Raw genomic sequence first — 23,911 nt, 5'->3', positions numbered from 1 at the left:
ATTCCAACGCCCCAATCGCCTTTCCCATCCCCATAACACCCCCTTTCACGCAGCTTACGGCCCTTATCGCACGGCTTGCCCCGTCCGACCCGTGCGTACCGCGCCAAGGTCTTGGAATGGCTTGGCCCACTCCCATTTCAGCGCGCTGAGCATCCTTCTATTGCTCTTGCGAACCAATATCGGAAATAGTTGGGCAAGCCCGGTTTTTGGCGGTTGCAATAGGAAACGGACGAGCCTAGGGCAGGCCGAGTTTTAGCCGGGCGCCGCCGCCTGTGGTGTGGCTTGCCCAAATGCCAGAAATGTCCTCCAGACGGGAAGGAAATCCACTCATCATGGCTCGCAAGAAGATCGCCCTCATCGGCGCCGGTAATATCGGCGGCACTCTCGCTCACCTCGCCGCCCAGAAGGAACTGGGCGACATCGTTCTGTTCGACGTCGTCGAAGGCGTGCCGCAGGGCAAGGCGCTCGACCTGTCGCAGTGCGGCCCGGTCGAAGGGTTCGACGCCAAGATCACCGGCACCAACGACTATGCCGATATCGCGGGCGCGGACGTGATCATCGTCACCGCCGGTGTCGCCCGCAAGCCGGGCATGAGCCGCGACGATCTTCTCGGCATCAATCTCAACGTCATGAAGTCGGTCGGCGAAGGCATCAAGAACCACGCCCCCAACGCTTTCGTGATCTGCATCACCAACCCGCTCGATGCGATGGTCTGGGCGCTGCGCGAATTCTCGGGCCTGCCGCACAACATGGTCGTCGGCATGGCCGGCGTGCTCGATTCGGCGCGTTTCAGCACGTTCCTCGCCTGGGAATTCGGCGTTTCGATCCGGGACGTGAACACTTTCGTGCTCGGCGGCCACGGCGACACCATGGTGCCGGTGGTCGAATATTCGACCGTCAACGGCATCCCCGTTCCCGATCTCGTCAAGATGGGCCTGTCCACGCAGGAACGCATCGACGCCATCGTGCAGCGCACCCGTTCGGGCGGCGGCGAAATCGTCGGCCTGCTCAAGACCGGTTCGGCGTTCTACGCCCCGGCCGCTTCGGGCATCGCCATGGCGGAAGCCTATCTCAACGACCAGAAGCGCATTCTGCCCTGCGCCGCCTATGTCGACGGCCAGTACGGCGTTGACGGTCTCTATGTCGGCGTGCCGGTGCAGATCGGTGCGGGCGGCGTGGAAAAGGTCGTCGAAATCGCACTCGACACCGAAGCCAAAACCAACTTCCAGGTCTCGGTCGACGCGGTCAAGGAACTGCTTGATGCCTGCAAGGGCATCGACAGCTCGCTGGCCTGATCCCTTTCGTCTCCCCAGGAGTTTTTCATGTCCATTCTCATTGACAAGAACACCAAGGTCATCACCCAGGGGATGACCGGCGCCACCGGCACTTTCCACACCGAACAGGCGCTGGCATACGGCACGCAGATGGTCGGCGGCGTGACCCCGGGCAAGGGCGGCACGACCCACATCGGCCTGCCCAATTTCAACACCGTTGCCGAAGCTAAGGCCGTCACCGGCGCCACCGCTTCGTGCATCTACGTTCCGCCGCCGTTCGCGGCCGACTCGATCCTCGAAGCGATCGACGCCGAAATGGAACTGATCGTGGCGATCACCGAAGGCATCCCGGTGCTGGACATGGTCCGCGTGAAGCGCGCCCTGCAGGGTTCGAAGTCGCGCCTGATCGGCCCGAACTGCCCCGGTGTCCTCACCCCCAACGAATGCAAGATCGGCATCATGCCCGGTTCGATCTTCAAGAAGGGTTCGGTCGGCGTGGTCAGCCGCTCAGGCACGCTCACCTATGAAGCCGTGTTCCAGACCACCAACATCGGCCTCGGCCAGACCACCGCGGTCGGCATCGGCGGCGATCCGGTCAACGGCACCAACTTCATCGACGTGCTGGAACTGTTCCTGGCCGACGACGAAACCAAGTCGATCATCATGATCGGCGAAATCGGCGGCAGCGCCGAAGAAGAAGCCGCGCAGTTCCTCAAGGACGAAGCCAAGCGCGGCCGCAAGAAGCCGATGGTCGGCTTCATCGCGGGCCGCACGGCGCCTCCGGGCCGCCGCATGGGCCACGCCGGCGCTATCGTCTCGGGCGGCCAGGGCGGCGCCGAAGACAAGATCGCGGCCATGGAAGAAGCGGGCATCCGCGTCTCCCCCTCGCCGTCGCTGCTCGGCGAAACGCTGGATGGGCTCCTCAAGGAACTCGTATAAGCACGGATCGGGCCCTGCCTTCGCGCGGGGCCCCTCCCTCCTCGCGGCCGTCCCCTGCCGTGCGAGGAGTGTAACGCGGTTGGGACATTGCATTGGCAAGGCTCGATAGACAGCCTGGCGACCAGAGGTGACCCTAATGGGCAACGAAAGCCACGATTTCATCCCTGATGGCCCGCAACAAGGACCGTCATGGCAGAACGCCCGCTGGCCGCTGGTCGGCGGCGAAGCGGAAGACGATCTGACCCAGGGGCTCGACCCCACCGCAATGCAGGTGGCGGTCAAGCAGGCCGCCGCGAAATCCGGCAAGCCGATGGACGAAAGCGCCATCGTGCGGGCGGCGGACGAATCGATCCGCGCCATGTTGCTGATCCGCATCTATCGCGTGCGCGGCCATCTCGCCGCCGATCTCGATCCGCTCGGCCTTTCGGTGCGCGAAACGCCCGCCGAACTGACGCCCGAATACTACGGCTTCACCGGCGAAGCGCTCGATCGCCCGGTCTATGTCGGCGGCAATCTCGGCCTCGAATGGACGACCCCGCGCGAACTGGTGCAAATCCTGCGCACCAATTATTGCGGCAAGGTCGGCCTCGAATACATGCATATCGCCGATGTCGAGGAACGCCGTTTCCTCCAGGAGCGGATGGAAGGCGCCGACAAGTCGATCGATTTCACCATTCTCGGCAAGCAGGCCATTCTCGCCGCTGTCATTCGCGGGGAACAGTACGAAAAGTTCCTCGGCAAGAAATACGTCGGCACCAAGCGCTTCGGCCTCGATGGCGGTGAATCGATGATCCCCGCGCTCGAAGCGGTGATCAAATACGGCGGCCAGTACGGCGTGCGCGACATCGTCTACGGCATGGCCCACCGTGGCCGCCTGAACGTGCTCGCCAACGTGATGGCCAAGCCTTATCGCGTGATCTTCCACGAATTCTCGGGCGGCAGCGCCAACCCGGAAGATGTCGGCGGCTCGGGCGACGTGAAATATCACCTCGGCACCAGCACCGACCGCGAATTCGACGGCGTGAGCGTGCACATGTCGCTGGTCCCCAACCCCAGCCACCTCGAAACGGTGGACCCGGTGGTGCTGGGCAAAGTCCGCGCGCAGCAGGCCCTGCGTGACGATCTCGACAGCCACGAGCAGGTCCTGCCCGTGCTGATCCACGGCGACGCGGCCTTTGCCGGACAGGGCATCGTGTGGGAATGCTTCGGCCTTTCGGGCGTGCGCGGCTATTCCACCGGCGGCTGCATCCATTTCATCATCAACAACCAGATCGGCTTCACCACCAGCCCCAAATTCGCCCGCAATTCACCCTATCCCTCGGATGTGGCGAAAGGCGTCCAGGCGCCGATCCTGCACGTGAACGGCGACGATCCGGAAGCGGTGACATTCGCCTGCAAGCTGGCGATGGAATACCGCCAGCGCTTCAAGCGCGACGTGGTGATCGACATGTGGTGCTATCGCCGCTTCGGCCACAACGAGGGTGACGAGCCCGGCTTCACGCAGCCGCTGATGTACGAACGGATTCGCCAGCATCCGCCGATCAGCGCGATCTACGCCGAACGGTTGAAGGAAGAAGGCGTCATCGACGACAGCTTCGTCCAGCAGACGACCGACGATTTCGTGAAGCTGCTCGATGAGGAATTCGAAGCCGGCAAGACCTACAAGCCCAACGAGGCCGACTGGTTCGGTGGGCGCTGGGCCGGGCTCAACAAGCCCGCCGATCCGGAAACCGCGCGCCGCAACGTGGCCACCGCGATCGAGCCCAAGCTGCTCGAAAGCCTCGGCCGCACGCTGACCACGGTGCCGGACGATCTGACGATCCACAAGACGCTGGGCCGCGTGATCGATGCCAAGCGCAAGATGTTCGCCGAGGGCGAAGGCTTCGACTGGGCGACGGCGGAAGCGCTGGCGTTCGGCAGCCTGACGATGGAAGGATTCGGCGTGCGCCTGTCCGGCCAGGATTCGGGCCGCGGCACATTCAGCCAGCGCCACGCGATCTGGATCGACCAGAAGGACGAACACAAGTACGTGCCGCTGGCGACGCTGCCGCACGGCAAGTTCGAAGTCTATGACAGCACGCTTTCCGAATACGGCGTGCTCGGCTTCGAATACGGCTTCGCCTCCGCCGATCCGAAGACTCTGGTGCTGTGGGAAGCGCAGTTCGGCGATTTCGCCAACGGCGCGCAGATCGTGATCGATCAGTATGTCGCCGCCAGCGAAGCGAAATGGCTGCGCGCCAACGGCCTCGTCATGCTGCTGCCGCACGGCTACGAAGGCCAGGGGCCGGAGCACAGTTCCGCGCGCCTGGAACGCTTCCTCCAGCTTTGCGCGGACGACAATATCCAGGTCTGCAACATCACGATTCCGGCGAACTACTTCCACGTCCTGCGCCGGCAAATGCTGCGGCCGTTCCGCAAGCCGCTGATCATCATGGCGCCGAAATCGCTGCTGCGCCATCCGCTGGCCAAGAGCACGGCAGCGGAATTCACCGGCGACAGCCACTTCCGCCGCATCGTCAGCGACACGACCGCGATTGCCGACGACAAGGTTCGCCGCCTCGTGCTGTGCTCGGGCAAAGTCGCTTACGATCTGCTTGAGAAGCGCGATGCCGAAGGGCTGGAAGACGTATCGATCGTGCGCATCGAACAGCTCTATCCCTTCCCCGGCGAACCGCTGACCGAACGCTTCGCGAAGATGGACAATCTCGAAGACGTGATCTGGTGCCAGGAAGAACCGAAGAACAACGGTGCGTGGTTCTTCGTCGAAAGCCAGCTCGAAGCGGCTCTCACCGCCGCTGGCAAGAAGGGCATGCGTCCGTCCTACGCCGGGCGCGATGCATCGGCTTCGCCCGCAACCGGGCTGGCCAAACGCCACGCCGCGCAGCAGGAAGCACTGGTCAACCGGGCGCTCGGCCTGCCGGGCGGCGATCAACCGCAATATGGCCTGCCCAGTGCGCTCGAACCCGCCAGTGCCGGCAAGCCCGCCAGCCAGTAACAGTCATTTAAAGTCCTAGTCGGACAGGGAACACAAAGATGACGATCGAAGTCAAAGTCCCCGTTTTGGGTGAATCGGTTACCGAAGCCACCGTGGGCGAATGGCTGAAGCAGCCGGGCGACGCGGTGAAAGCGGATGAGCCCATCGTCAGCCTCGAAACCGATAAGGTCGCGGTGGAAGTCCCCGCGCCGAGCGATGGCGTGCTGGCGCAGCACATGGTCGCCGTGGGCGATACGGTGGAAGTGGGTGCGGTGATCGCGCTGCTTTCCGCCGACGGCGCGGGCGTGGCCCCCGCCGCGAAGGCCGCCCCTGCCCCCTCCGCCAGCGCACCGGCAGCGGCCCCCGCCGCCGCGCAGGATAGCGATGGCGCGCAGACGCTCTCCCCCGCCGTGCGCCGCGCGGTGCTCGAACACGGCGTCGATCCGTCGACGATCAAGGGTTCGGGCAAGGATGGCCGCCTGACCAAGGAAGACGTGCTCGCCGCCGCCAAGGCGAAGGACAGCGCCCCGGCGGCGCCTGCAACTGCCAGCGATGCGGCCCCGGCCGCAGCCCCTGCCGGTGCGGGCCGCAACGAGGAACGCGTCAAGATGACGCGCCTGCGCCAGACTATCGCCAAGCGCCTCAAGAGCGCACAGGACACCGCCGCCCTGCTCACCACGTTCAACGACGTCGACATGTCGGCGGTCATCGAAGCGCGTGAGAAATACAAGGACGTGTTCCAGAAGAAGCACGGTATCAAGCTGGGCTTCATGTCGTTCTTCGCCAAGGCTTCGGTGCTGGCGCTCAAGGATATCCCGGCGGTCAACGCGCAGGTCGATGGCGATGAAATCGTCTATCACGACTATGTCGATATCTCGATCGCGGTTTCGGCCCCGAACGGCCTCGTCGTCCCCGTGGTGCGCGATTGCGACAAGCTGGGCTTCGCCGGGATCGAGAAGGCCATCGCCGAATATGGCAAGAAGGCCAAGGACGGCACGCTGACCATGGAAGACATGAAAGGCGGCACATTCACGATTTCCAACGGCGGCGTGTTCGGCGGCCTGATGTCGACCCCGATCATCAACCCGCCGCAGTCGGCCGTGCTCGGCCTGCACCGGATCGAAGATCGCCCGGTCGTTCGCAACGGCGAAATCGTGATCCGTCCGATGATGTACATCGCGCTGTCCTACGATCACCGGATCATCGATGGCCGCGAAGCGGTGACCGCGCTCAAGACCATCAAGGAAGCGATCGAGGACCCGACCCGCATCCTGATCGACCTTTGAGCCTGACAAGCCCCGCCCGCCCCCCGGAAAACATGGGCCGGGCGGGGTTTTCGCATCAGAGTTGAATTGACTATTTTCCGCTCGTGCCGAATTTGTCGGATGCATGAGCGCACGGAGGCCACACATGGCTGAATACGACTACGATGTTCTCGTCATCGGTGCTGGACCGGGGGGCTATGTCGCCGCGATCCGCGCCGCGCAGCTCGGCCTGAAAACCGCCTGCGCCGAAGGGCGCGAAACGCTGGGCGGCACCTGCCTCAACGTCGGCTGCATCCCCAGCAAGGCGCTGCTGCACGCTTCGGAATATTTCGAAGCGGCCAAGGGCGGCGCGATGGCGGCGATGGGCATCAAGGTCACCCCCGAACTCGATCTCGACACCATGCAGGGCCAGCGCAAGGACGCGGTGAAAGGCCTGACCGGCGGGATCGAATTCCTGTTCAAGAAGAACAAGGTCGACTGGCTGAAAGGCTACGCCGCGTTCAAGGACGCGCACACCGTCGATGTCGCGGGCAAGACGGTGACAGCGAAGAACGTGGTCATCGCCACCGGCTCCTCGGTCACGCCGCTCCCCGGCGTCGAAATCGACAACGCCGGCGGCGTGGTGGTGGACAGCACCGGCGCGCTCGAACTGGCAGCCGTGCCGCGGAAGATGGTGGTGATCGGCGGCGGCGTGATCGGCCTCGAACTCGGCTCCGTCTGGCGCCGCCTCGGCGCGGAGGTGACGGTGGTCGAATTCCTCGATCAGCTCCTGCCCGGCATGGACATGGACGTGCGCAAGGAAGCCGGCAAGATCTTCAAGAAACAGGGCATGACGCTGAAGCTCGGCACCAAGGTCACCGGCGTGACCGTCACCGGCAAGAGCGCGCAGGTCACGGTCGAGCCCGCCGCCGGCGGCGATGCCGAAGTGATCGAAGCCGATGTTGTGCTGGTGTCCATCGGCCGCCGCCCGAACACCGACGGGCTCAATCTCGAAGCCGCCGGCCTTACCACCAACCAGCGCGGCCAGATCGAGACCGACCACGATTTCCGCACCAAGGCGGACGGCGTGTGGGCCATCGGCGACGTGATCCCCGGCCCGATGCTGGCGCACAAGGCCGAGGACGAAGGCATCGCCGTGGCTGAGAACATCGCCGGGCAGATCGGCATCGTGAATCACGCCGTGATCCCCAGCGTGGTCTATACCGCGCCGGAAATCGCGGGCGTGGGCCTGACCGAGGAAGCGGCAAAGGAAGCCGGGTACGAAGTCAAAGTCGGCAAGTTCCCGATGCTCGCCAATTCGCGCGCCAAGACCAACCACGAACCCGATGGCTTCGTGAAAGTGATCGCCGACGCGAAGACCGATCGCGTGCTCGGCACCTGGGTCATCGCCTCCGTCGCGGGCACGATGATCGCGCAGGTGGCGCAGGCGATGGAATTCGGCGCTCTGTCGGAAGATATCGCCTACACCTGCCACGCACACCCGACGCATTCGGAAGCGATCAAGGAAGCGGCCATGGCCGTGCGCGGCAAGCCGATCCATATGTGACACCGCCCGGCTTTGCCGGAAGCCCATACGGAACCGGAGGCGATCCTTGCCGATCGCCTCCGGTTTTTCGTTTCAGGGGTGCGCGGGTGGAGGAAATGCGGTGTGCGCCCTCATCCGCCCGTCACCCTGAACTCGTTTCAGGGTCCATTTCTCCGGATCGGATAACCGTGCATGGGGAGAGATGGATGCTGAACCAAGTTCAGCATGACGAGAAAGGACGGGAGGGAGAGAGCCTGCGCCCCTCCCTCCAGCCAGGACCGGCGGCGTTACTCAGTAGCCGCCCTGCGCTTCGCGGGCGCGGGCGTAATCGTCATCGTTCCACTGCGAATCGCGGCTCGATGCGCCGTCGTAATAGCCGTCACCCGCATCCCGGCCATCGCGATAACCCTGATCGTAGCCATCGCGATAACGCTCGTCCTGGCGATTGTCGCGATAGCGGTAATCGTCATCGCGGTAGGGGTAATCGCGGTCACGATAGGTGTCGCGGTCGCGCTTCGCGTTGCTCGCCGCGCTGGCAATCGCGGCAATGCCGCCCAGCACCAGAACGCCCGCCAGCACATCGCCGCCGCTGATCCCGCCGCGATTGTGGCGGTGATAGCGGCCATAGCCGGGATAGCGGCCGCGGCTGTGATTCAGCACCGCCCCGTCATCCCCAGTGGCGCTGTGCGCGACAGGGGCCGCCGGAGCGGCGGGAAGGGAAAGCTGCGCCGCAAAAACCGGGCTCGCCACCATCGAAGCAGTGGCGGCCAGAGCAAGGGCGAGAGAAGAACGAAAGGCAAAACGGCTCATTTTCGAACCCTTTCACACGAGTCGACGGAATATCGACTGCGAGGCAATATGACAATTACATGCGGAAGACTTGCGACAGGCTGAATAACGGCAGAAAAAATGTCCGGGATCGCCTGCAATCCCGGACATCATCATGCATTGGCCGAATTATTACAGCCCACGGATATTCTTGTAATCGATATCCACAACCCGGCCATAGCGCACCTTGCAGGTGAAGCTGCCGGAATCGTAGCCGCGGTAGCGCCGGTCCCAACCGCGATAGTCGCCGCCCCAGCCACGGCCGTAGATGCTGTCGCCATTGCGCCAGCCACGGCCCATGTTGTTCACTGCGATCCGGCCTTTGACGGTGTAGCCGCCGTTCTTGCGGTCGATATCGCGAATATCGGTGACTTTCGCCCGGCCATAGGAATAGCGGCTCGCATCGCGTTCGGCGGCGCGGACGCACATTTCCACCGCGCTGCGCGGATTGCCACGGCGGTTGTAATCGTTGCGGTCGCGATAGCCGTAACGCGCATAGGCGTCGTCATAGCCATAGCGATCGTATCCACGATCATATCCGCGATCGTTGGACGCGGCCGAAGCAATCGCCGCGATCCCGCCGATCACCAGCGCACCGGCGATAATCTCGCCCGCGCCGATGCCATCGTCACGGTCACGCGCTATGGCCGGGGAAGCGGACGTCACCGCCATCGCTCCGGCGGCAACGGTTCCAATCAGAGCCTTCGAAACAGACATCATTGCTTTATCCTCACTGCGGGTCGCGGCACACTGCCCGACAATGGAAACGGTCTAGCCCCCCGGCGATGAGATGATGCTGAACTTGCGCGACAGCATCCATTCATAAAACCACCATTTTATCTGAACACGGCATTCACTACTCTTGCGGGATCTCCAGCCCCGTCCAGCGGGCGAGGAACGCCAGCACGTCCGCCCCTTCGGCGATCTGCTTGTCGGTCGGCTTGCCCGAACCGTGCCCTGCCCCGGTTTCGATGCGGATCAGATGCGGCTTGTCACCGATGGAAGCCGCTTGCAGCGCGGCGGCATATTTGAAACTGTGCCCCGGCACCACGCGATCGTCGGTATCGGCGGTGGTCACGAGTATTGCCGGATAATCCGCGCCCGAACGGATGTTGTGATAGGGCGAATAGGACCGCAGGACGCGGAAATCGGCTTCCTTGTCCGGGCGTCCGTAATCGTCCACCCAATAGCGCCCGGCCGTCCAGCGATCGAACCGCAGCATGTCCATCACCCCCACCGCGGCATGAACGGCGTCGAACAGATCGGGGCGCTGATTGGTCACCGCGCCCATCAGCAGCCCGCCGTTGGAGCGGCCCTCGATCGACAGGCCGTGCGGCGTCGTGATCCCTTCGCCCTTGAGATATTCCCCCGCTGCGATGAAATCGTCGAACACGTTCTGCTTGTTGCCCAGGCGCCCGGCGTCGTGCCACGATTTGCCGTACTCCCCGCCGCCGCGCACATTGGCGAGCGCGAAGGCCCCGCCCGCCTCCAGCCACGCCATACGCACCGCCGAAAATCCGGGCGTCAGCGCAATATCGAACCCGCCATAGCCATAGAGCATCGTGGGCACGGCCCGGCCCGCTTCGGCCACGGCGCGCTTGCGCACCAGGAACATCGGCACGCGGGTCCCGTCCTTGGACGTGTAGAAGCGTTGTTCCACAACATAGGCATTGGGATCGAACGTCAGCTTCGGCAGCGCGAACGGCTGCATTTTCCCGGTGGACAGCTCCATCCGGTAAATCCCCGCGGGGCGGTTGAAACTGGCGAAGCTGTAGAAGGTTTCAGGATCGCCCGGCTTGCCGGTGAAGCCGTTGGCGGTGCCGAGGCCGTTCAGGCTGATCTCGTCCACCCGCGTACCGCCCAGTTCGAAAATCAGCGCGCGCGACGCGGCATCCTTGAGATAGGACACGATCAGGCGATTGCCGACCAGCGAAGCGGCGTTGATCGTCTCGTTCGCCTGCTTCACCACTTCGTACCAGCGCGGCGCGGCGGCATCGAGATCTATCGCCACCACGCGGAACCGGGGCGCATCCTCGTTGGTCGTGAACCACAGCACTCCACCCGTGCCTTCGATCAGATTCCACGCGTTGTCGAACCCGGTGATGAGCGGCCGGGCGAACCAGCCCTCCCGTGCCCGCTTGGCCAGATCGATGGCATGGATCTCATACCGCGAATCGGTGCCGACCGAACTGGTGATGACCGCCCAGCGCCCGTCATAGGTGACATCGGCGACATGCCCCCGCTCCGGATGATCGGGGGTGGCATAGACCAGTTCATCCGCGCTCTGATCCGTGCCGAGGCGGTGATAATAGATCGCCTGATTGTAGTTCAGCGCCTGAAAATCCTGCCCGGCGGCAGGCTCGGCGAAGCGCGAATAGAGGAAACCTTCCTCCCCCACCCAGGCGAGGCTGGTGAACTTGGCCCAGCGGACGGTATCGGGCAGGCGCTTGCCGGTGCGCACGTCCAGCACTTCGAGCCGCCGCCAGTCGCTGCCGTCCTCCTGCACGCTGTACAGCACGTACCGGGCATCGGGCGACGGCTTCCAGGTATCAAGCGCCGTCGTGCCGCCTTTCGACCATGCCGCCGGATCGAGCAGCAGGCGCGGTTTGCCATTCAGGCCCTTGCGGACGAACAGTTGCGGCTGATTCTGAAGCCCGGCGTTGCGTTCGTAGAAATATTGCCCTCCCGCTTTCACCGGGATGGAAAAGCGTTCGAAATCCATCAGGTCGCCGATCTTGGCGGCAAACCACGCGCGGCCCGGCAATTTGGCCAGTTCGGAATGAGTCAACGCGTTCTGCCGGGCCACCCAGTCGGCCACCTCCGGCGCGTTGCGCACGTCCTCCTCCAGCCAGCGGTAGGGATCGGCTATGGTTTCCCCGAAATGGGTTTCGGTCACGGTGTCGCGGCGCGTTTCGGGATAGGACAGAGGCATGGCACTTCCGGTCTGGGGGGTGGCCGTTATGACGGCGGCGGGCTGCGCCGTTTCGGCATGGCCCGGCGATGCGGCGGCAAGCAGGGCAACGAGGGCTGCACCGGATATCAGGTGCGCGAATGACCGCATGACAGGCTCCAACGAACGACGACGGAAAAGCGGAGAGGCCATATAGTTCGCAAAGACAGCATGAAATAGCGAGCCTCTCAGATACACAACCGTCACCCTGAACTTGTTTCAGGGTTCATTTCTCAGGATTGAGAAACTGTGCATGGGGAGAAATGGATGCTGAAACAAGTTCAGCATGACGAAGAAGAGGCATCGTGTTTTCTCGCCGCTGTCTTTCAAGCGATCAACCTCCTCCAAACAACACCCCAAAAGCAAAGGGCGGCCGCGAAGCTAGCATCCGCGACCGCCCTTACAATGGGTTGGAAAGGAAAAGACCGCTTATGCGTCGGCCAGTTCTTCCTCATTGGCCACCGGGCCGCTGTCCTGGCCCTTGGCATCAACGTCACGGTCGACCAGTTCGATGATCGCGATCGGCGCGGCGTCCGAAGCGCGGATACCGGCCTTGATCACGCGGGTGTAACCGCCGTCGCGGCCCTTGTAGCGTTCCGCGAGCACTTCGAAGAGCTTCTTTTCCTGCGCCTCGTCCATCAGGCGGCTGTGCGCCAGACGGCGGTTCGACAGGCCGCCATGCTTGGCGAGCGTGATCAGCTTTTCGACGTAGGGACGCAGTTCCTTCGCCTTCGGCGTGGTGGTCAGGATCTGCTCGTGCTTGATCAGCGAAGCGGCCAGGTTGCGCAGCAGAGCGGCGCGGTGGCCGGAACGGCGCTGCAGCTTACGGCCAGCGAGTTTATGACGCATGTTTCACTTCCTTCGTTCGTAAGGGGCCCGTGTCAGGTAGCCCGGTACCGGCTGTTTTCGGGGTCAGCCCGCTTCCCCTGAAAAAGCGCCCCGGCCGAAACCGGGGCTGCTTCTTGTCTCTGCTTAGCCGAGAAGTTCCTGTTCGAGCTTCTTGGCCATTTCTTCGATGTTTTCCGGCGGCCAGCCAGGGATATCCATGCCGAGGCGCAGCCCCATCGAGGAAAGGACTTCCTTGATCTCGTTGAGCGACTTGCGGCCGAAGTTCGGCGTGCGCAGCATCTCGGCTTCGGTCTTCTGGACCAGATCGCCGATGTAGATGATGTTGTCGTTCTTGAGGCAGTTGGCCGAACGCACCGACAGTTCCAGTTCGTCCACCTTCTTGAGCAGGTAACGGTTGAGCTGATTGGCGTCGCTTTCTTCCGGAGCAACGGCCACGCCGCCGATGACGGCAGTCGGGCCCTGCGGGATCGCGTCTTCGAAATGTACGAACAGCGCGAGCTGGTCCTGCAGGATGCGCGCGGCATAGGCCACCGCATCTTCCGGCGTCACGGTGCCGTCGGTTTCCACGGTCAGCGAAAGCTTGTCGTAGTCCAGTTCCTGGCCGACGCGGGCGTTCTCGACCTTGTAGCTGACCTGGCGAACCGGCGAATAGAGCGAATCGACCGGGATCAGGCCGACCGGCGCATCGGCCGGGCGGTTCTGCACCGCCGGAACGTAGCCCTTGCCGGTGTCGGCGGTCAGTTCCATGTTCAGCGTCGCGCCTTCGTCGAGGCGGCAGATCACGAGATCCTTGTTCATCACTTCGATATCGCCCGAAACGGCAATATCGCCGGCCTTCACTTCGGCCGGCCCCGTGGCGGACAGCTGGAGACGCTTGGCGCCTTCGCCTTCCATCTTCAGCGCGATCTGTTTGATATTGAGCACGATGTCGGTCACGTCTTCACGCACGCCCGCGAGCGACGAGAACTCGTGCAGCACGTTTTCGATCTTGACCGAGGTGATCGCCGCACCCTGGAGCGACGAGAGCAGCACACGGCGCAGCGCATTGCCGAGCGTCAGACCAAAACCACGTTCGAGAGGCTCCGCGACGAAAGTCGCCTTGCGCTTGCCGTCACCGCCGGGCTTGATGTCAAGGCTGTTGGGCTTCTTCAGTTCCTGCCAGTTCTTGATATTGACGGACATGTAATTCCCCTAGGGTTTTATCTGGCGGGAACGGCCGCTGGGCGCTTTGTGAGCGCTCGCGGCCGATCCGAAGGATGGCGGCCTCGTCAGGCCGCCAGGCAGGTTCAAATCAGACGCGGCGGCGCTTCGAAGGCCTGACACCATTGTGCGGGATCGGGGTCACATCGCGGATCGAGGTGATGGTGAAGCCCACCGCCTGCAGCGCGCGCAGAGCGCTTTCGCGACCCGAACCCGGGCCCTTCACTTCCACTTCCAGGGTACGCACGCCGTGTTCGGCCGCCTTCTTGCCGGCGTCGTCCGCAGCGACCTGCGCGGCATAGGGGGTCGACTTGCGGCTGCCCTTGAAGCCCATCATACCGGCGCTGGACCAGCTGATCGCATTGCCCTGGGCATCGGTGATGGTGATCATGGTGTTGTTGAAGCTGGCGTTCACGTGCGCGACGCCGCTGGTGATGTTCTTACGCTCGCGGCGCCGAATGCGCTGGGGTTCGCGTGCCATAGTTCGTGTCCTGTCCTCAGTAGGGAAGAAAAGCGGTTCCGGTTGCCCGGCCCGTGCTTACTTCTTCTTGCCAGCGATCGGCTTGGCCTTGCCCTTGCGGGTGCGGGCGTTGGTGTGAGTGCGCTGACCGCGAACGGGCAGGCCCTTGCGATGGCGCAGGCCACGATAGCAGGCGAGATCCATCAGGCGCTTGATGTTCATCGCGGTTTCGCGACGAAGGTCACCTTCCACGGTGTATTCGGCGTCAATCGCTTCGCGGATCTGGAGCACTTCGGCGTCCGACAGATCCTGCACGCGGCGGGCATGATCAATGCCCAGCTTGTCAGCGATATCCTTGGCGGCCTTGGGACCGATACCGTGAATGTAGGTGAGCGCGATAATCACGCGCTTGTTGGTGGGGATGTTTACCCCGGCAATACGAGCCACTTAATTCTCCTGCTCCACAGAAGGTAGCGGATACGCCGCAGCCTTCTATCTCAACGCTAAAGCCACTGCGACAATCTCCGGACGGCCAGGATGGCAAAAAGCCCGGATAGCTTGCCATAGCGAAGCCGACCGGACTCATCCGAACTTTCGAGTGAAAGGGGCGCTTAGGGCGATTCGCGCCCGAGGTCAACAGGCGACTTCCCATGCGGCAGCGCTACCGCGCGTTGTTCACGCGGTAGCGACGGCCATTTATAACAAACCCATGGCTATCCGTCAAAAGCGGATGGGTTCAGCCTTTGAGAATCGCTTCGATCGCAGCGGTCACATCGTCCATCTGCGCCATGCCGTCGACCCGCGCGACAATGCCGCGCTTCTCATAGAACGGCAGGATCGGCGCGGTCTTGGCGCGATATTCGGCCATGCGCGTGCGCACGGTTTCCTCGTTGTCGTCGGGCCGCCGCTTGAACTCGGTCGAACCGCACTTGTCGCACACGCCGGCAACCTTGGGCTGTTCGAACGTGTCATGATAGCCCTTCCCGCACTGCGCGCAGGTGAAGCGGCCGGTGATCCGCTCGACCAGCGCATCCTCGTCCACATCCAGTTCGATGACATGATCGAGTTGGCGATCGTGGCTGGCGAGAATACCATCGAGCGATTCCGCCTGGGCTTCGGTCCGGGGGTAGCCGTCGAAGATCGCGCCCGTTTCCGGGCCCATCGCGGCCAGTTCGTCCGAAATCAGCGCGGACACGATATCGTCCGAAACCAGTTCGCCCGCTTCCATCACGGCTTTCGCTTTGAGGCCCACCGGCGTCCCGGCCTTCACCGCGGCGCGCAACATGTCGCCGGTCGAAAGCTGGCGCATGCCGAAACGCTCGACCAGACGTTGCGCCTGGGTGCCCTTCCCCGCACCTGGCGGCCCGAGAAGAATGATATTCACGCTGCTCTCCCTGTTGTTCTAAAGCGCCCCGGGCCGCTCAGCGCAGCCGGCCTTTCAATTTGGCTTTCTTGATCAGATCGCCATATTGGTGCGCGAGCAGATGCGACTGGATCTGGGTGATGGTGTCGACCGTGACGTTCACCACGATCAACAGGCTGGTGCCGCCGAAGAACAGGGCAACGCCCGTTTCGGCCAGCAGGAATTCCGGCGCGACGCAGACCAGCGTCAGATAGATCGCCCCGATGACCGTGATCCGCGTGAGCACATAATCGAGATAGCTGGCGGTGTTCTTGCCCGGACGGATGCCCGGAATGAAGCCGCCATTCTTCTTCAGGTTTTCCGCCGTTTCCTCCGGATTGAAGACCACCGCGGTATAGAAGAAGGTGAAGAACACGATGCCCAGCGCGTAGAGCGTCATATAGAGCGGCTGCCCGTGCTGGAGATACTGGTTCATCGTCACGATGATGCTGCCCATCGTGGTGTCGGGCGAAACCGACTGCCCGGCGAACTGGCTGATCGTCAGCGGCAGCAGCAACAGCGAGCTTGCGAAAATCGGCGGAATCACACCCGCGGTGTTGAGCTTGAGCGGCAGGTGCGAACGATCCGCCTGCATCATGCCGCGCTGGCTGGCCCGCTTGGGGTACTGGATCAGCAGCCGGCGCTGCGCGCGTTCCATGAACGAGATGATCATGATCAGGCCGACGATCATCAGGATCATCGCCACGATGGTGAAGCTGCTGGTCGAGCCCGAGCTGTACTGCCCCATGAGGTTCGAAGTGAACGTCGGGAACTGGGCGACGATGCCGGCCATGATGATCAGCGACACGCCGTTGCCGATGCCGCGGCTGGTGATCTGTTCGCCCAGCCACAGCAGGAACATCGTCCCGCCGACAAGGCTGATCACCGCGCCGACGCGGAACATATAGCCGGGATCGACCACCGCTTGGAGCCCGCTCTGCGCGCCGTAGGCTTCGAGCCCGGTGGCGACGAACCAGCCCTGAATCACCGTCAGCAGCACCGCGCCGTACCGGGTGTACTGGTTGAGCTTCTTGCGGCCGCTTTCGCCTTCCTTCTTCAGCGCCATCAGCGCGGGATGGAGCGATGCGGCAAGCTGCACCACGATCGAGGCCGTGATGTAGGGCATGACGCCGAGCGCGATAAGACTCATGCGCTCAAGGCTGCCGCCCGAAAATGTGTTGAAAATGTCGAGAATGCCCCCGCGCGTCTGCGCGTAGAGGTCCTGCAGGATCAGCGGATTCACGCCCGGCAGCGGCACGAAGCTGAGAAACCGGAAAACGATCAGCGCACCGACCGTGAACCAAATCCGCTTCTTGAGTTCCGTGGCTTTGGAGAAATTGGCGAGGCTGAGGTTGCTCGCGAGATTATCGGCGCGTGATGCCATGGAGTGACTGTACCTTATCCGGGCCGCGCCTGTGCGCGGAAACGACCTGTCTGGTGTGGCCGCCCATATAGCGAGCGAGCGGAGATTTCATAACCCCCGCCCGCCGCAATTATCCGAATTATTCGGAAGCTTCGGCCTTGGCTTTGGCCGGAGCGGTGACTTCCACCGAACCGCCCGCCTTTTCGACCGCCGCAACCGCGCCCTTCGAGGCGCCGGCAACCTTGAACTGGACCTTGACGGTCAGTTCGCCCTTGCCCAGCAGACGCACGCCGTCCTTGCCGCCACGGGCGAGACCCGCCGCCTGCAGCGCCGCATGATCGACGACCTGCTTGGCGTCGAGCTTGCCCGCGTCGATGAACTTCTGGATCATGCCCAGGTTCACTTCGGCATAGTCCTTGGCGAAGGGGTTGTTGAAGCCGCGCTTCGGAATGCGCATGTGCAGCGGCATCTGGCCGCCTTCGAAGCCGTTGATCGAAACGCCCGAGCGCGCCTTGGCACCCTTCTGGCCACGACCGCCGGTCTTGCCCTTGCCCGAACCGATACCACGGCCGATGCGCATACGCCCCTTGCGGGCGCCATTGTTGTCACGGAGTTCGTTGAGTTTCATGATTCTGCACTCGCTTTCGCTTTGTTCGCGCCAAAAATAGAGAAGGCCCGGTACTCGCCCGGGCCCCCTCCGTCAACTGTAAGCCGGTTCAGTCGACCACAGCCACCATGTGCGGCAGCTTGGCGATCGCACCACGCACTTCCGGGGTATCCTCGACCTCGACGACCCTGTGCATCTTGCCCAGGCCCAGGCCGATCAGAATCTTCTTCTGATTTTCCGGACGACGGATCGGCGAACCGATCTGCTTGATCTTGATCTTCGCCATGTTCGCTTACTCCACGATGGCCGCGGCTTCGGCTTCCGCCTCGGCCTCGTTCGCACCACCACGGCCGAGAAGGTCGGCGACCTTCTTGCCGCGACGCTGCGCCACCGACTTCGGCGAAGTCTGGTTGACGAGCGCATCGAACGTGGCGCGGATCATGTTGTAGGGGTTCGACGTACCGACCGACTTGGTCACCACGTCGGCAACGCCCAGGCTTTCGAAGACGGCGCGCATCGGACCGCCGGCGATGATGCCCGTACCGGCCGGAGCCGAGCGGACATTGACCTTGCCCGCGCCGTAACGGCCCTTGCCGTCATGGTGGAGCGTGCGGCCTTCCTTGAGCGGAACGCGGATCATCTTCTTCTTGGCGGAAGCGGTCGCCTTGGTGATGGCTTCCGGCACTTCGCGCGCCTTGCCATGACCGAAACCGACGCGGCCCGAGCCGTCGCCCACCACAACCAGAGCCGCGAAGCCGAAGCGCTTGCCGCCCTTCACCGTCTTCGAGACGCGGTTGATGTGCACGAGCTTTTCGATCAGCTCTTCGCCTTCTTCTTCCTGGTTGCGGCCGCCACGGCGATCGTCGCGCCCACGGCCACGCCCGCGGCCTTCACCACGTTCGCCGCCACGGCCACGGCCACGGCCGCGACCTTCGCGCTGCTGACCGCCCTGTTCGCCTGCCGCCGCTTCGGGAGCAGCGGTTTCGACCACGGGGGTTTCTTGGTTGTTGTTCTCGTCAGCCATCATCAGAACTCCAGCCCGCCTTCGCGCGCAGCGTCGGCCAGCGCCTTGACGCGGCCATGGAACAGGAAGCCACCGCGATCGAACACGACAGTGGTCACGCCCGCCTGCTTGGCAGCGGCAGCGATGTCCGCGCCGACCTTGGCGGCGGCATCGATGTTGCCGCCCTTGCCGCCGAGAGTCGAAGCAGCAGCCAGCGTGCGGCCAGCGGCGTCATCGATGATCTGGGCATAGATGTGCTTGCCCGAACGATGCACCGACAGCCGCGGGCGACCGCCAGCGCGGGCCTTGAGCGCCGTCCGCACGCGGCGGCGGCGACGGTCGAAAAGAGAAAGCTTGGCCATCTTACTTCTTCTTCCCTTCCTTGCGGAAGATAAACTCGCCGCGGTACTTGATACCCTTGCCCTTGTAGGGTTCGGGCTTGCGCCAGCGACGGATTTCAGCAGCGAACTGCCCCACCTGCTGCTTGTCGACGCCGCTGATTTCGACGGTCGTCTGGTCGGGCGTCTTCACGTCCAGACCTTCCGGCACGTCGAGATCGACGTCATGGCTGTAGCCGAGCTGAAGCTTCAGCTTCTTGCCCTGTGCGTTCGCACGATAGCCGACACCGGTGATGGTGAGCGTCTTGGAAAAGCCTTCCGTAACGCCTTCCACCAGGTTCGACACCAGCGTGCGCTGCATGCCCCAGAAAGAGCGGGCGCGCTTCGAATCGTTCGCCGGCTGCACCGAGATGCTGCCATCTTCGAGCGCATAGGTGACTTCGTCAGCGAGCGTCAGCGTGAGAGTGCCCTTCGGCCCCTTCACAGTGAGAACGCCGTCCGCGATATTGGCGGTCACGCCGCCCGGAATCGCAACCGGCTTCTTGCCAATGCGGCTCATCAGAACACCTCCGCCAGCACTTCGCCGCCGACGTTGTGGGCGCGCGCTTCGGCATCCGAAAGCACGCCGCGCGGCGTCGAGACGATGGTGATGCCGAGACCGTTGCGGACAATCGGCAGCTCCTTGCTGCCCGAATAGATCCGGCGGCCCGGCTTGGACACGCGGGCGACGTGCTTGATCGCGGGTTCGCCCTCGAAATACTTCAGTTCGATCCGCAGCTGCTTGTGCTTGCCGGTTTCGTCTTCGCTGAAGCCACGGATGTAGCCTTCGCGCTGAAGAACTTCGAGAACACGCGCACGCAGGTTGGAAGCCGGCGAAAGGACGGAGTCCTTCTTCGCCCGCTGGCCGTTGCGGATACGGGTGAGCATATCACCCAGGGGATCGGTCAATGCCATGTGATGATCCTTACCAGCTCGACTTCGTCATACCGGGAATCAGGCCCTTGTTGCCCAGATTCCGCAGTTCGATGCGGCAGAGACCGAACTTGCGGTAATAACCGCGAGGACGGCCCGTGGTTGCGCAACGGTTGCGCACGCGGGTCGGGTTAGCATTACGCGGGATTTCCGCCATTTTCAGACGGGCCATCAGCCGATCGGTTTCGTCTGCCGACTGGTCGTCGGCAATCGCCTTCAGCTTGGCATATTTCGCCGCATACTTCTGAACGAGCTTCTTGCGACGCTCATTCTTGTTCACGGAACTCAGTTTCGCCATGGACTTAAGCTCTCTTCCTCAGCGGCGGCTCACGCCGCTTCCTTCTGTTCGGCGTCAGCCGGGAACGGGAAACCGAACAGACGCAGCAGTTCGCGTGCTTCTTCGTCGGTCTTCGCGGTGGTGGTGACGATGATATCCAGACCCCGGACCTTTTCGATCCGATCATAGCTGATCTCGGGGAAGATGATCTGTTCCTTCACGCCCATGGCGTAATTGCCCCGCCCGTCGAAGCTCTTCGGGTTGAGCCCGCGGAAGTCGCGGATACGCGGCATGGCGATCGTCACCAGACGGTCGAGGAATTCGTACATGCGTTCGCGGCGCAAGGTGACCTTGCAACCGATCGGCATGCCTTCACGCAGCTTGAACTGCGCGATCGATTTCTTCGCCTTGGTGATAACCGGCTTCTGGCCGGCGATCAGTTCCATTTCCTCAGCGGCCGTCTGGACCTTCTTCTTGTCCTGGCTCGCTTCGCCCACGCCCATGTTGAGCGTGATCTTTTCGAGCTTCGGCACCTGCATCGGGTTTTCGTAGCCGAATTTCTCCGTCATCGCCTTGACGATTTCAGCGTCGTAACGCTGGCGGAGACGCGGGGTGTACTTGTCAGCCATCGATGGTCTCCCCGGACTTCACGGCAACGCGGACCTTCTTGCCGTCCTTGACTTCGAAGCGAACGCGGGTCGGCTTGCCGTCCTTCGGATCGGCGAGCGCAACTTTCGAGATCGCCAGCGGCGCCTCGCGGCGGTCGATGCCGCCCTGCGGGTTCGTCTGGGTCGGCTTGCGGTGGCGAGCAGCGATGTTCACGCCCTGCACCAGGACCTTGCCGTCCTGCGGCATGACCTGGAGGACAGTGCCGGTGCGGCCCTTGTCCTTGCCCGAACGGACAACGACGCTATCACCCTTCTTGATCTTCGCAGCGGACATTACAACACCTCCGGAGCGAGCGAAATGATCTTCATGAAGCCGCGGCCGCGCAGTTCGCGCACCACCGGGCCGAAGATACGGGTGCCGATCGGCTCCTCGTTCTTGTTCACGAGCACCGCGGCATTGCTGTCGAAGCGGATCACGCTGCCATCGGGACGGCGAACGTCCTTCTTGGTGCGCACGATCACGGCGCGATGAACGTCGCCCTTCTTTACGCGGGCGCGCGGCTGCGCCTCCTTCACGGAGACGACGATCACGTCGCCGACGCCAGCGGTACGGCGCTTAGACCCGCCCAGCACCTTGATGCACTGGACGCGCTTCGCGCCGCTGTTGTCCGCGACGTCGAGATTGGATTGCATCTGGATCATAGATCCGGTTCCTTCTCACTCGGCTTGCCGGAACCAGTCCGGCAGTTCCAAAAAACGTCTGTTGCTGCCTCAGGCCTCAACGTCGAGGTTGGCTTCGACAGCCTGGCCCTTGCCCGCCTGAACGCGCTCGATCACCTGCCAGGTCTTGGTCTTGGAGATCGGACGGGTTTCCTCGATGCGGACGGTTTCGCCAGTCTTGTAGGCGTTGTCCGCGTCATGGGCATGGTACTTCTTCGAGCGGCGGATGATCTTCCCGTACAGCGGGTGCTTCACCTTACGCTCGACAAGCACCGTCACAGTCTTGTCGGTCTTGTCGGAGACCACGGTCCCGATCAGGATACGCTTCGGCATCGTGTGCTCCTTAAGCCTTCGCAGCGCGGGCGCGCTCGCCCTGCAGCGTCTTGATACGCGCGATCTGGCGGCGCACTTCCTTGATGCGAGCGGGACGCTCGATCTGGTTGGTCGCTGCCTGGAAGCGCAGATTGAACTGCTCGCGCTTCAATTCGCCCAGATCAGCGGTGAGCTGATCGTCGGTCTTCGCGCGGAAGTCTTCAGTCTTGGCCATCATTCAGCTCCCAGGTGCGACGTGTCGCCCAGTCGGGCAACGACCTTGGTCTTGATCGGCAGCTTCATCGCAGCGCGCTGGAACGCCACTGCGGCGAGCGGGCCCGGAACGCCATCGAGTTCGAACAGGATGCGGCCCGGCTTCACCCGTGCTGCCCAGTATTCGATCGAACCCTTGCCCTTACCCTGACGGACTTCGGCAGGCTTCTTCGAAACCGGCACGTCGGGGAAAACGCGGATCCAGAGACGGCCCTGACGCTTGATGTGACGCGTGATCGCACGGCGAGCCGCTTCGATCTGGCGAGCGGTGATCCGTTCGGGCTCAAGCGCCTTGAGACCGTAGGAGCCGAAGTTCAGCGACGTACCGCCCTTGGCATCACCGTGGATACGGCCCTTGAATGCCTTGCGGAACTTGGTTTTCTTAGGTTGCAGCATGACTCTTAGTTCCTGCGGTCATCACGTGCCGGACGCACGCCGGAGGTCTGGGCCTCCATCATCAACCGGTCCTGCGCCATCGGATCGTGGCCGAGGATCTCACCCTTGAAGATCCAGCACTTGATCCCGATGATGCCGTATGCGGTCAGCGCTTCGGCTTCGGCATAATCGACATTGGCGCGCAGCGTGTGCAGCGGCACGCGGCCTTCGCGGTACCATTCCACACGAGCGATTTCAGCACCGCCGAGACGGCCGCCGCACGTGATCTTGATCCCTTCCGCGCCGAGGCGGAGAGCGGACTGCACGGCCCGCTTCATCGCGCGGCGGAAAGCCACACGGCGAATGAGCTGATCGGCGACGCCCTGGGCGACGAGCTTGGCATCGATTTCCGGCTTGCGGATTTCAACGATGTTCAGCTTCACTTCGCTGGCGGTCATCTTCGACAGCTTGGCGCGCAGCTTCTCGATGTCCGCGCCCTTCTTGCCGATGATGACACCGGGACGGGCCGCATAGATCGACACGCGGCACAGCTTGGCCGGGCGCTCGATCACCACCTTCGAAATCGCTGCCTGGGGCAGGTTTTCGACGATGAACTTGCGGATTTCGAGATCTTCCTTGAGCAGCTGGCTATAGTCACGCCCTTCGGCGTACCAACGGCTGTCCCAGGTGCGATTGATCTGCAGGCGCAGGCCGATCGGATTGCTCTTCTGACCCATGGATCAGGCCTCCTCGACTTCGCGGACCACAATGCGCAGCCGGCTGAACGGCTTGAGGATGCGCGTGGACTTGCCACGGCCCCGCGTGTGGAAACGCTTCATGGTGACCGACTTGCCGACGCTTGCTTCCGCAACGACGAGCGAGTCGACATCCAGATTGTGGTTGTTTTCCGCGTTGGCGATCGCCGAAGCGAGAACCTTCTTGGCATCCTGCGCCATCGCCCGCTTCGAGAAAGTGAGGATGTTCAACGCATCCTCGGCCTTCTTGCCACGGATCAGGCCAGCGACCAGATTCAGCTTCTGAGCCGAACCGCGAATGGTCGTGCCGACAGCCAGCGCCTCGTTATCGGCGACGCGGCGGGGAGCTTTCTGCTTGCTCATCAGCGCTTACCCTTCTTGTCGGCGGCGTGGCCGGGGAAATTGCGCGTCGGCGCAAATTCACCAAGCTTGTGACCGACCATTTCCTCATTCACCGCAACGGGAACGAACTTCTGGCCATTGTAGACGCTGAACGTCAGACCAACGAACTGCGGCAGGATGGTGGAACGACGCGACCAGGTCTTGATCGGCGCACGGCCACCCGATTCCTGGGCGTCTTCTGCTTTTTTCAGCAGGTGCAGGTCGACAAACGGACCTTTCCAGACGGAACGAGCCATTATC

Annotated in this window: 30 protein-coding genes; 5 read left to right on the top strand and 25 right to left on the bottom strand. The window is 63.0% G+C overall.

The window, feature by feature from the left end:
* The first annotated feature begins 332 nt into the window (after positions 1 to 332).
* The 5 genes from mdh (at position 333) to lpdA (ending at position 7,998) form a co-directional block, all read left to right on the top strand.
* Entirely contained in the window at positions 333 to 1,295 is a 963-nt protein-coding gene (mdh, locus tag K5X80_RS08325) for a malate dehydrogenase (RefSeq protein ID WP_222557286.1), read from the top strand.
* 27 nt (positions 1,296 to 1,322) lie between these two features.
* On the top strand, positions 1,323 to 2,213 hold the full coding sequence (gene sucD, locus K5X80_RS08320; protein WP_021689112.1) for a succinate--CoA ligase subunit alpha: 891 nt from the start codon (positions 1,323 to 1,325) through the stop codon (positions 2,211 to 2,213).
* A 136-nt stretch (positions 2,214 to 2,349) separates the two neighbouring features.
* Positions 2,350 to 5,208 (top strand): 2-oxoglutarate dehydrogenase E1 component, encoded by a 2,859-nt coding sequence (locus K5X80_RS08315; protein ID WP_222557285.1) that lies wholly within the window; start codon positions 2,350 to 2,352, stop codon positions 5,206 to 5,208.
* 38 nt (positions 5,209 to 5,246) lie between these two features.
* Positions 5,247 to 6,473, top strand: coding sequence for a 2-oxoglutarate dehydrogenase complex dihydrolipoyllysine-residue succinyltransferase (gene odhB / locus K5X80_RS08310; RefSeq protein WP_222557284.1), 1,227 nt, complete (start codon positions 5,247 to 5,249; stop codon positions 6,471 to 6,473).
* A 124-nt stretch (positions 6,474 to 6,597) separates the two neighbouring features.
* Positions 6,598 to 7,998 (top strand): dihydrolipoyl dehydrogenase, encoded by a 1,401-nt coding sequence (lpdA, locus tag K5X80_RS08305; protein ID WP_222557283.1) that lies wholly within the window; start codon positions 6,598 to 6,600, stop codon positions 7,996 to 7,998.
* Between the two features lie 270 nt (positions 7,999 to 8,268).
* On the opposite strand, the gene K5X80_RS08300 is transcribed toward lpdA, so the two are convergent.
* The 25 genes from K5X80_RS08300 to rpsS form a co-directional block, all read right to left on the bottom strand.
* Complete coding sequence (locus tag K5X80_RS08300; RefSeq protein ID WP_222557282.1) at positions 8,269 to 8,787, bottom strand: hypothetical protein; 519 nt, start codon at positions 8,785 to 8,787, stop codon at positions 8,269 to 8,271.
* A gap of 150 nt (positions 8,788 to 8,937) precedes the next feature.
* Positions 8,938 to 9,525: a hypothetical protein gene (locus K5X80_RS08295; RefSeq protein WP_222557281.1), complete on the bottom strand. Its 588-nt coding sequence runs from the start codon at positions 9,523 to 9,525 to the stop codon at positions 8,938 to 8,940.
* A gap of 136 nt (positions 9,526 to 9,661) precedes the next feature.
* A complete protein-coding gene (locus K5X80_RS08290; protein WP_261390478.1) occupies positions 9,662 to 11,866 on the bottom strand; it encodes a prolyl oligopeptidase family serine peptidase in 2,205 nt (734 codons plus the stop codon).
* Between the two features lie 318 nt (positions 11,867 to 12,184).
* Positions 12,185 to 12,604 carry a 50S ribosomal protein L17 gene (gene rplQ, locus K5X80_RS08285; protein ID WP_222557280.1) on the bottom strand — a complete coding sequence of 140 codons (420 nt, stop codon included), beginning with the start codon at positions 12,602 to 12,604 and terminating at the stop codon, positions 12,185 to 12,187.
* 123 nt (positions 12,605 to 12,727) lie between these two features.
* A complete protein-coding gene (locus tag K5X80_RS08280) occupies positions 12,728 to 13,786 on the bottom strand; it encodes a DNA-directed RNA polymerase subunit alpha (protein WP_222557279.1) in 1,059 nt (352 codons plus the stop codon).
* Positions 13,787 to 13,895: 109 nt separating this feature from the next.
* Complete coding sequence (gene rpsK / locus K5X80_RS08275; RefSeq protein WP_021689122.1) at positions 13,896 to 14,285, bottom strand: 30S ribosomal protein S11; 390 nt, start codon at positions 14,283 to 14,285, stop codon at positions 13,896 to 13,898.
* A gap of 57 nt (positions 14,286 to 14,342) precedes the next feature.
* Positions 14,343 to 14,711, bottom strand: a complete 369-nt coding sequence (gene rpsM / locus K5X80_RS08270) for a 30S ribosomal protein S13 (RefSeq protein WP_222557278.1) — start codon at positions 14,709 to 14,711, stop codon at positions 14,343 to 14,345.
* A 289-nt stretch (positions 14,712 to 15,000) separates the two neighbouring features.
* On the bottom strand, positions 15,001 to 15,648 hold the full coding sequence (locus K5X80_RS08265) for an adenylate kinase (protein ID WP_222557277.1): 648 nt from the start codon (positions 15,646 to 15,648) through the stop codon (positions 15,001 to 15,003).
* A 37-nt stretch (positions 15,649 to 15,685) separates the two neighbouring features.
* On the bottom strand, positions 15,686 to 17,050 hold the full coding sequence (secY, locus tag K5X80_RS08260; protein WP_222557276.1) for a preprotein translocase subunit SecY: 1,365 nt from the start codon (positions 17,048 to 17,050) through the stop codon (positions 15,686 to 15,688).
* Between the two features lie 118 nt (positions 17,051 to 17,168).
* Positions 17,169 to 17,657: a 50S ribosomal protein L15 gene (gene rplO, locus K5X80_RS08255; protein ID WP_222557275.1), complete on the bottom strand. Its 489-nt coding sequence runs from the start codon at positions 17,655 to 17,657 to the stop codon at positions 17,169 to 17,171.
* Between the two features lie 88 nt (positions 17,658 to 17,745).
* The gene (gene rpmD / locus K5X80_RS08250) at positions 17,746 to 17,922 is read right to left on the bottom strand and encodes a 50S ribosomal protein L30 (RefSeq protein ID WP_222557274.1); all 177 of its coding nucleotides are present in this window, start codon (positions 17,920 to 17,922) and stop codon (positions 17,746 to 17,748) included.
* 6 nt (positions 17,923 to 17,928) lie between these two features.
* Positions 17,929 to 18,660 (bottom strand): 30S ribosomal protein S5, encoded by a 732-nt coding sequence (gene rpsE / locus K5X80_RS08245; protein ID WP_222560411.1) that lies wholly within the window; start codon positions 18,658 to 18,660, stop codon positions 17,929 to 17,931.
* Between the two features lie 2 nt (positions 18,661 to 18,662).
* Entirely contained in the window at positions 18,663 to 19,001 is a 339-nt protein-coding gene (gene rplR, locus K5X80_RS08240) for a 50S ribosomal protein L18 (protein WP_222557273.1), read from the bottom strand.
* A gap of 1 nt (position 19,002) precedes the next feature.
* Complete coding sequence (gene rplF, locus K5X80_RS08235; RefSeq protein ID WP_222557272.1) at positions 19,003 to 19,536, bottom strand: 50S ribosomal protein L6; 534 nt, start codon at positions 19,534 to 19,536, stop codon at positions 19,003 to 19,005.
* Positions 19,536 to 19,931, bottom strand: a complete 396-nt coding sequence (gene rpsH / locus K5X80_RS08230) for a 30S ribosomal protein S8 (RefSeq protein ID WP_222557271.1) — start codon at positions 19,929 to 19,931, stop codon at positions 19,536 to 19,538. Before rpsH ends, rplF begins: the two co-directional genes overlap by 1 nt.
* 10 nt (positions 19,932 to 19,941) lie before the next feature.
* The gene (gene rpsN / locus K5X80_RS08225; RefSeq protein ID WP_222557270.1) at positions 19,942 to 20,247 is read right to left on the bottom strand and encodes a 30S ribosomal protein S14; all 306 of its coding nucleotides are present in this window, start codon (positions 20,245 to 20,247) and stop codon (positions 19,942 to 19,944) included.
* Positions 20,248 to 20,276: 29 nt separating this feature from the next.
* A complete protein-coding gene (gene rplE / locus K5X80_RS08220; protein WP_222557269.1) occupies positions 20,277 to 20,855 on the bottom strand; it encodes a 50S ribosomal protein L5 in 579 nt (192 codons plus the stop codon).
* A complete protein-coding gene (gene rplX, locus K5X80_RS08215; protein ID WP_222557268.1) occupies positions 20,848 to 21,168 on the bottom strand; it encodes a 50S ribosomal protein L24 in 321 nt (106 codons plus the stop codon). The genes rplE and rplX overlap by 8 nt, the downstream gene beginning before the upstream one ends.
* Complete coding sequence (gene rplN, locus K5X80_RS08210) at positions 21,168 to 21,536, bottom strand: 50S ribosomal protein L14 (RefSeq protein WP_222557267.1); 369 nt, start codon at positions 21,534 to 21,536, stop codon at positions 21,168 to 21,170. Before rplN ends, rplX begins: the two co-directional genes overlap by 1 nt.
* A gap of 69 nt (positions 21,537 to 21,605) precedes the next feature.
* Positions 21,606 to 21,887, bottom strand: a complete 282-nt coding sequence (gene rpsQ, locus K5X80_RS08205) for a 30S ribosomal protein S17 (protein ID WP_222557266.1) — start codon at positions 21,885 to 21,887, stop codon at positions 21,606 to 21,608.
* Positions 21,888 to 21,897: 10 nt separating this feature from the next.
* Positions 21,898 to 22,104 carry a 50S ribosomal protein L29 gene (rpmC, locus tag K5X80_RS08200; RefSeq protein WP_283249134.1) on the bottom strand — a complete coding sequence of 69 codons (207 nt, stop codon included), beginning with the start codon at positions 22,102 to 22,104 and terminating at the stop codon, positions 21,898 to 21,900.
* A complete protein-coding gene (gene rplP / locus K5X80_RS08195; RefSeq protein WP_222557264.1) occupies positions 22,101 to 22,535 on the bottom strand; it encodes a 50S ribosomal protein L16 in 435 nt (144 codons plus the stop codon). Before rplP ends, rpmC begins: the two co-directional genes overlap by 4 nt.
* Before the next feature lie 5 nt (positions 22,536 to 22,540).
* On the bottom strand, positions 22,541 to 23,251 hold the full coding sequence (gene rpsC / locus K5X80_RS08190) for a 30S ribosomal protein S3 (RefSeq protein WP_021689139.1): 711 nt from the start codon (positions 23,249 to 23,251) through the stop codon (positions 22,541 to 22,543).
* A gap of 3 nt (positions 23,252 to 23,254) precedes the next feature.
* Entirely contained in the window at positions 23,255 to 23,632 is a 378-nt protein-coding gene (gene rplV, locus K5X80_RS08185) for a 50S ribosomal protein L22 (RefSeq protein WP_222557263.1), read from the bottom strand.
* Positions 23,632 to 23,907 (bottom strand): 30S ribosomal protein S19, encoded by a 276-nt coding sequence (gene rpsS / locus K5X80_RS08180; RefSeq protein WP_222557262.1) that lies wholly within the window; start codon positions 23,905 to 23,907, stop codon positions 23,632 to 23,634. Before rpsS ends, rplV begins: the two co-directional genes overlap by 1 nt.
* Between the last annotated feature and the right edge of the window lie 4 nt (positions 23,908 to 23,911).

Source organism: Caenibius sp. WL, assembly GCF_019803445.1.
In the GTDB taxonomy this organism is placed as follows: domain Bacteria; phylum Pseudomonadota; class Alphaproteobacteria; order Sphingomonadales; family Sphingomonadaceae; genus Caenibius.
This window is presented reverse-complemented; position numbering and strand designations above follow the sequence as displayed.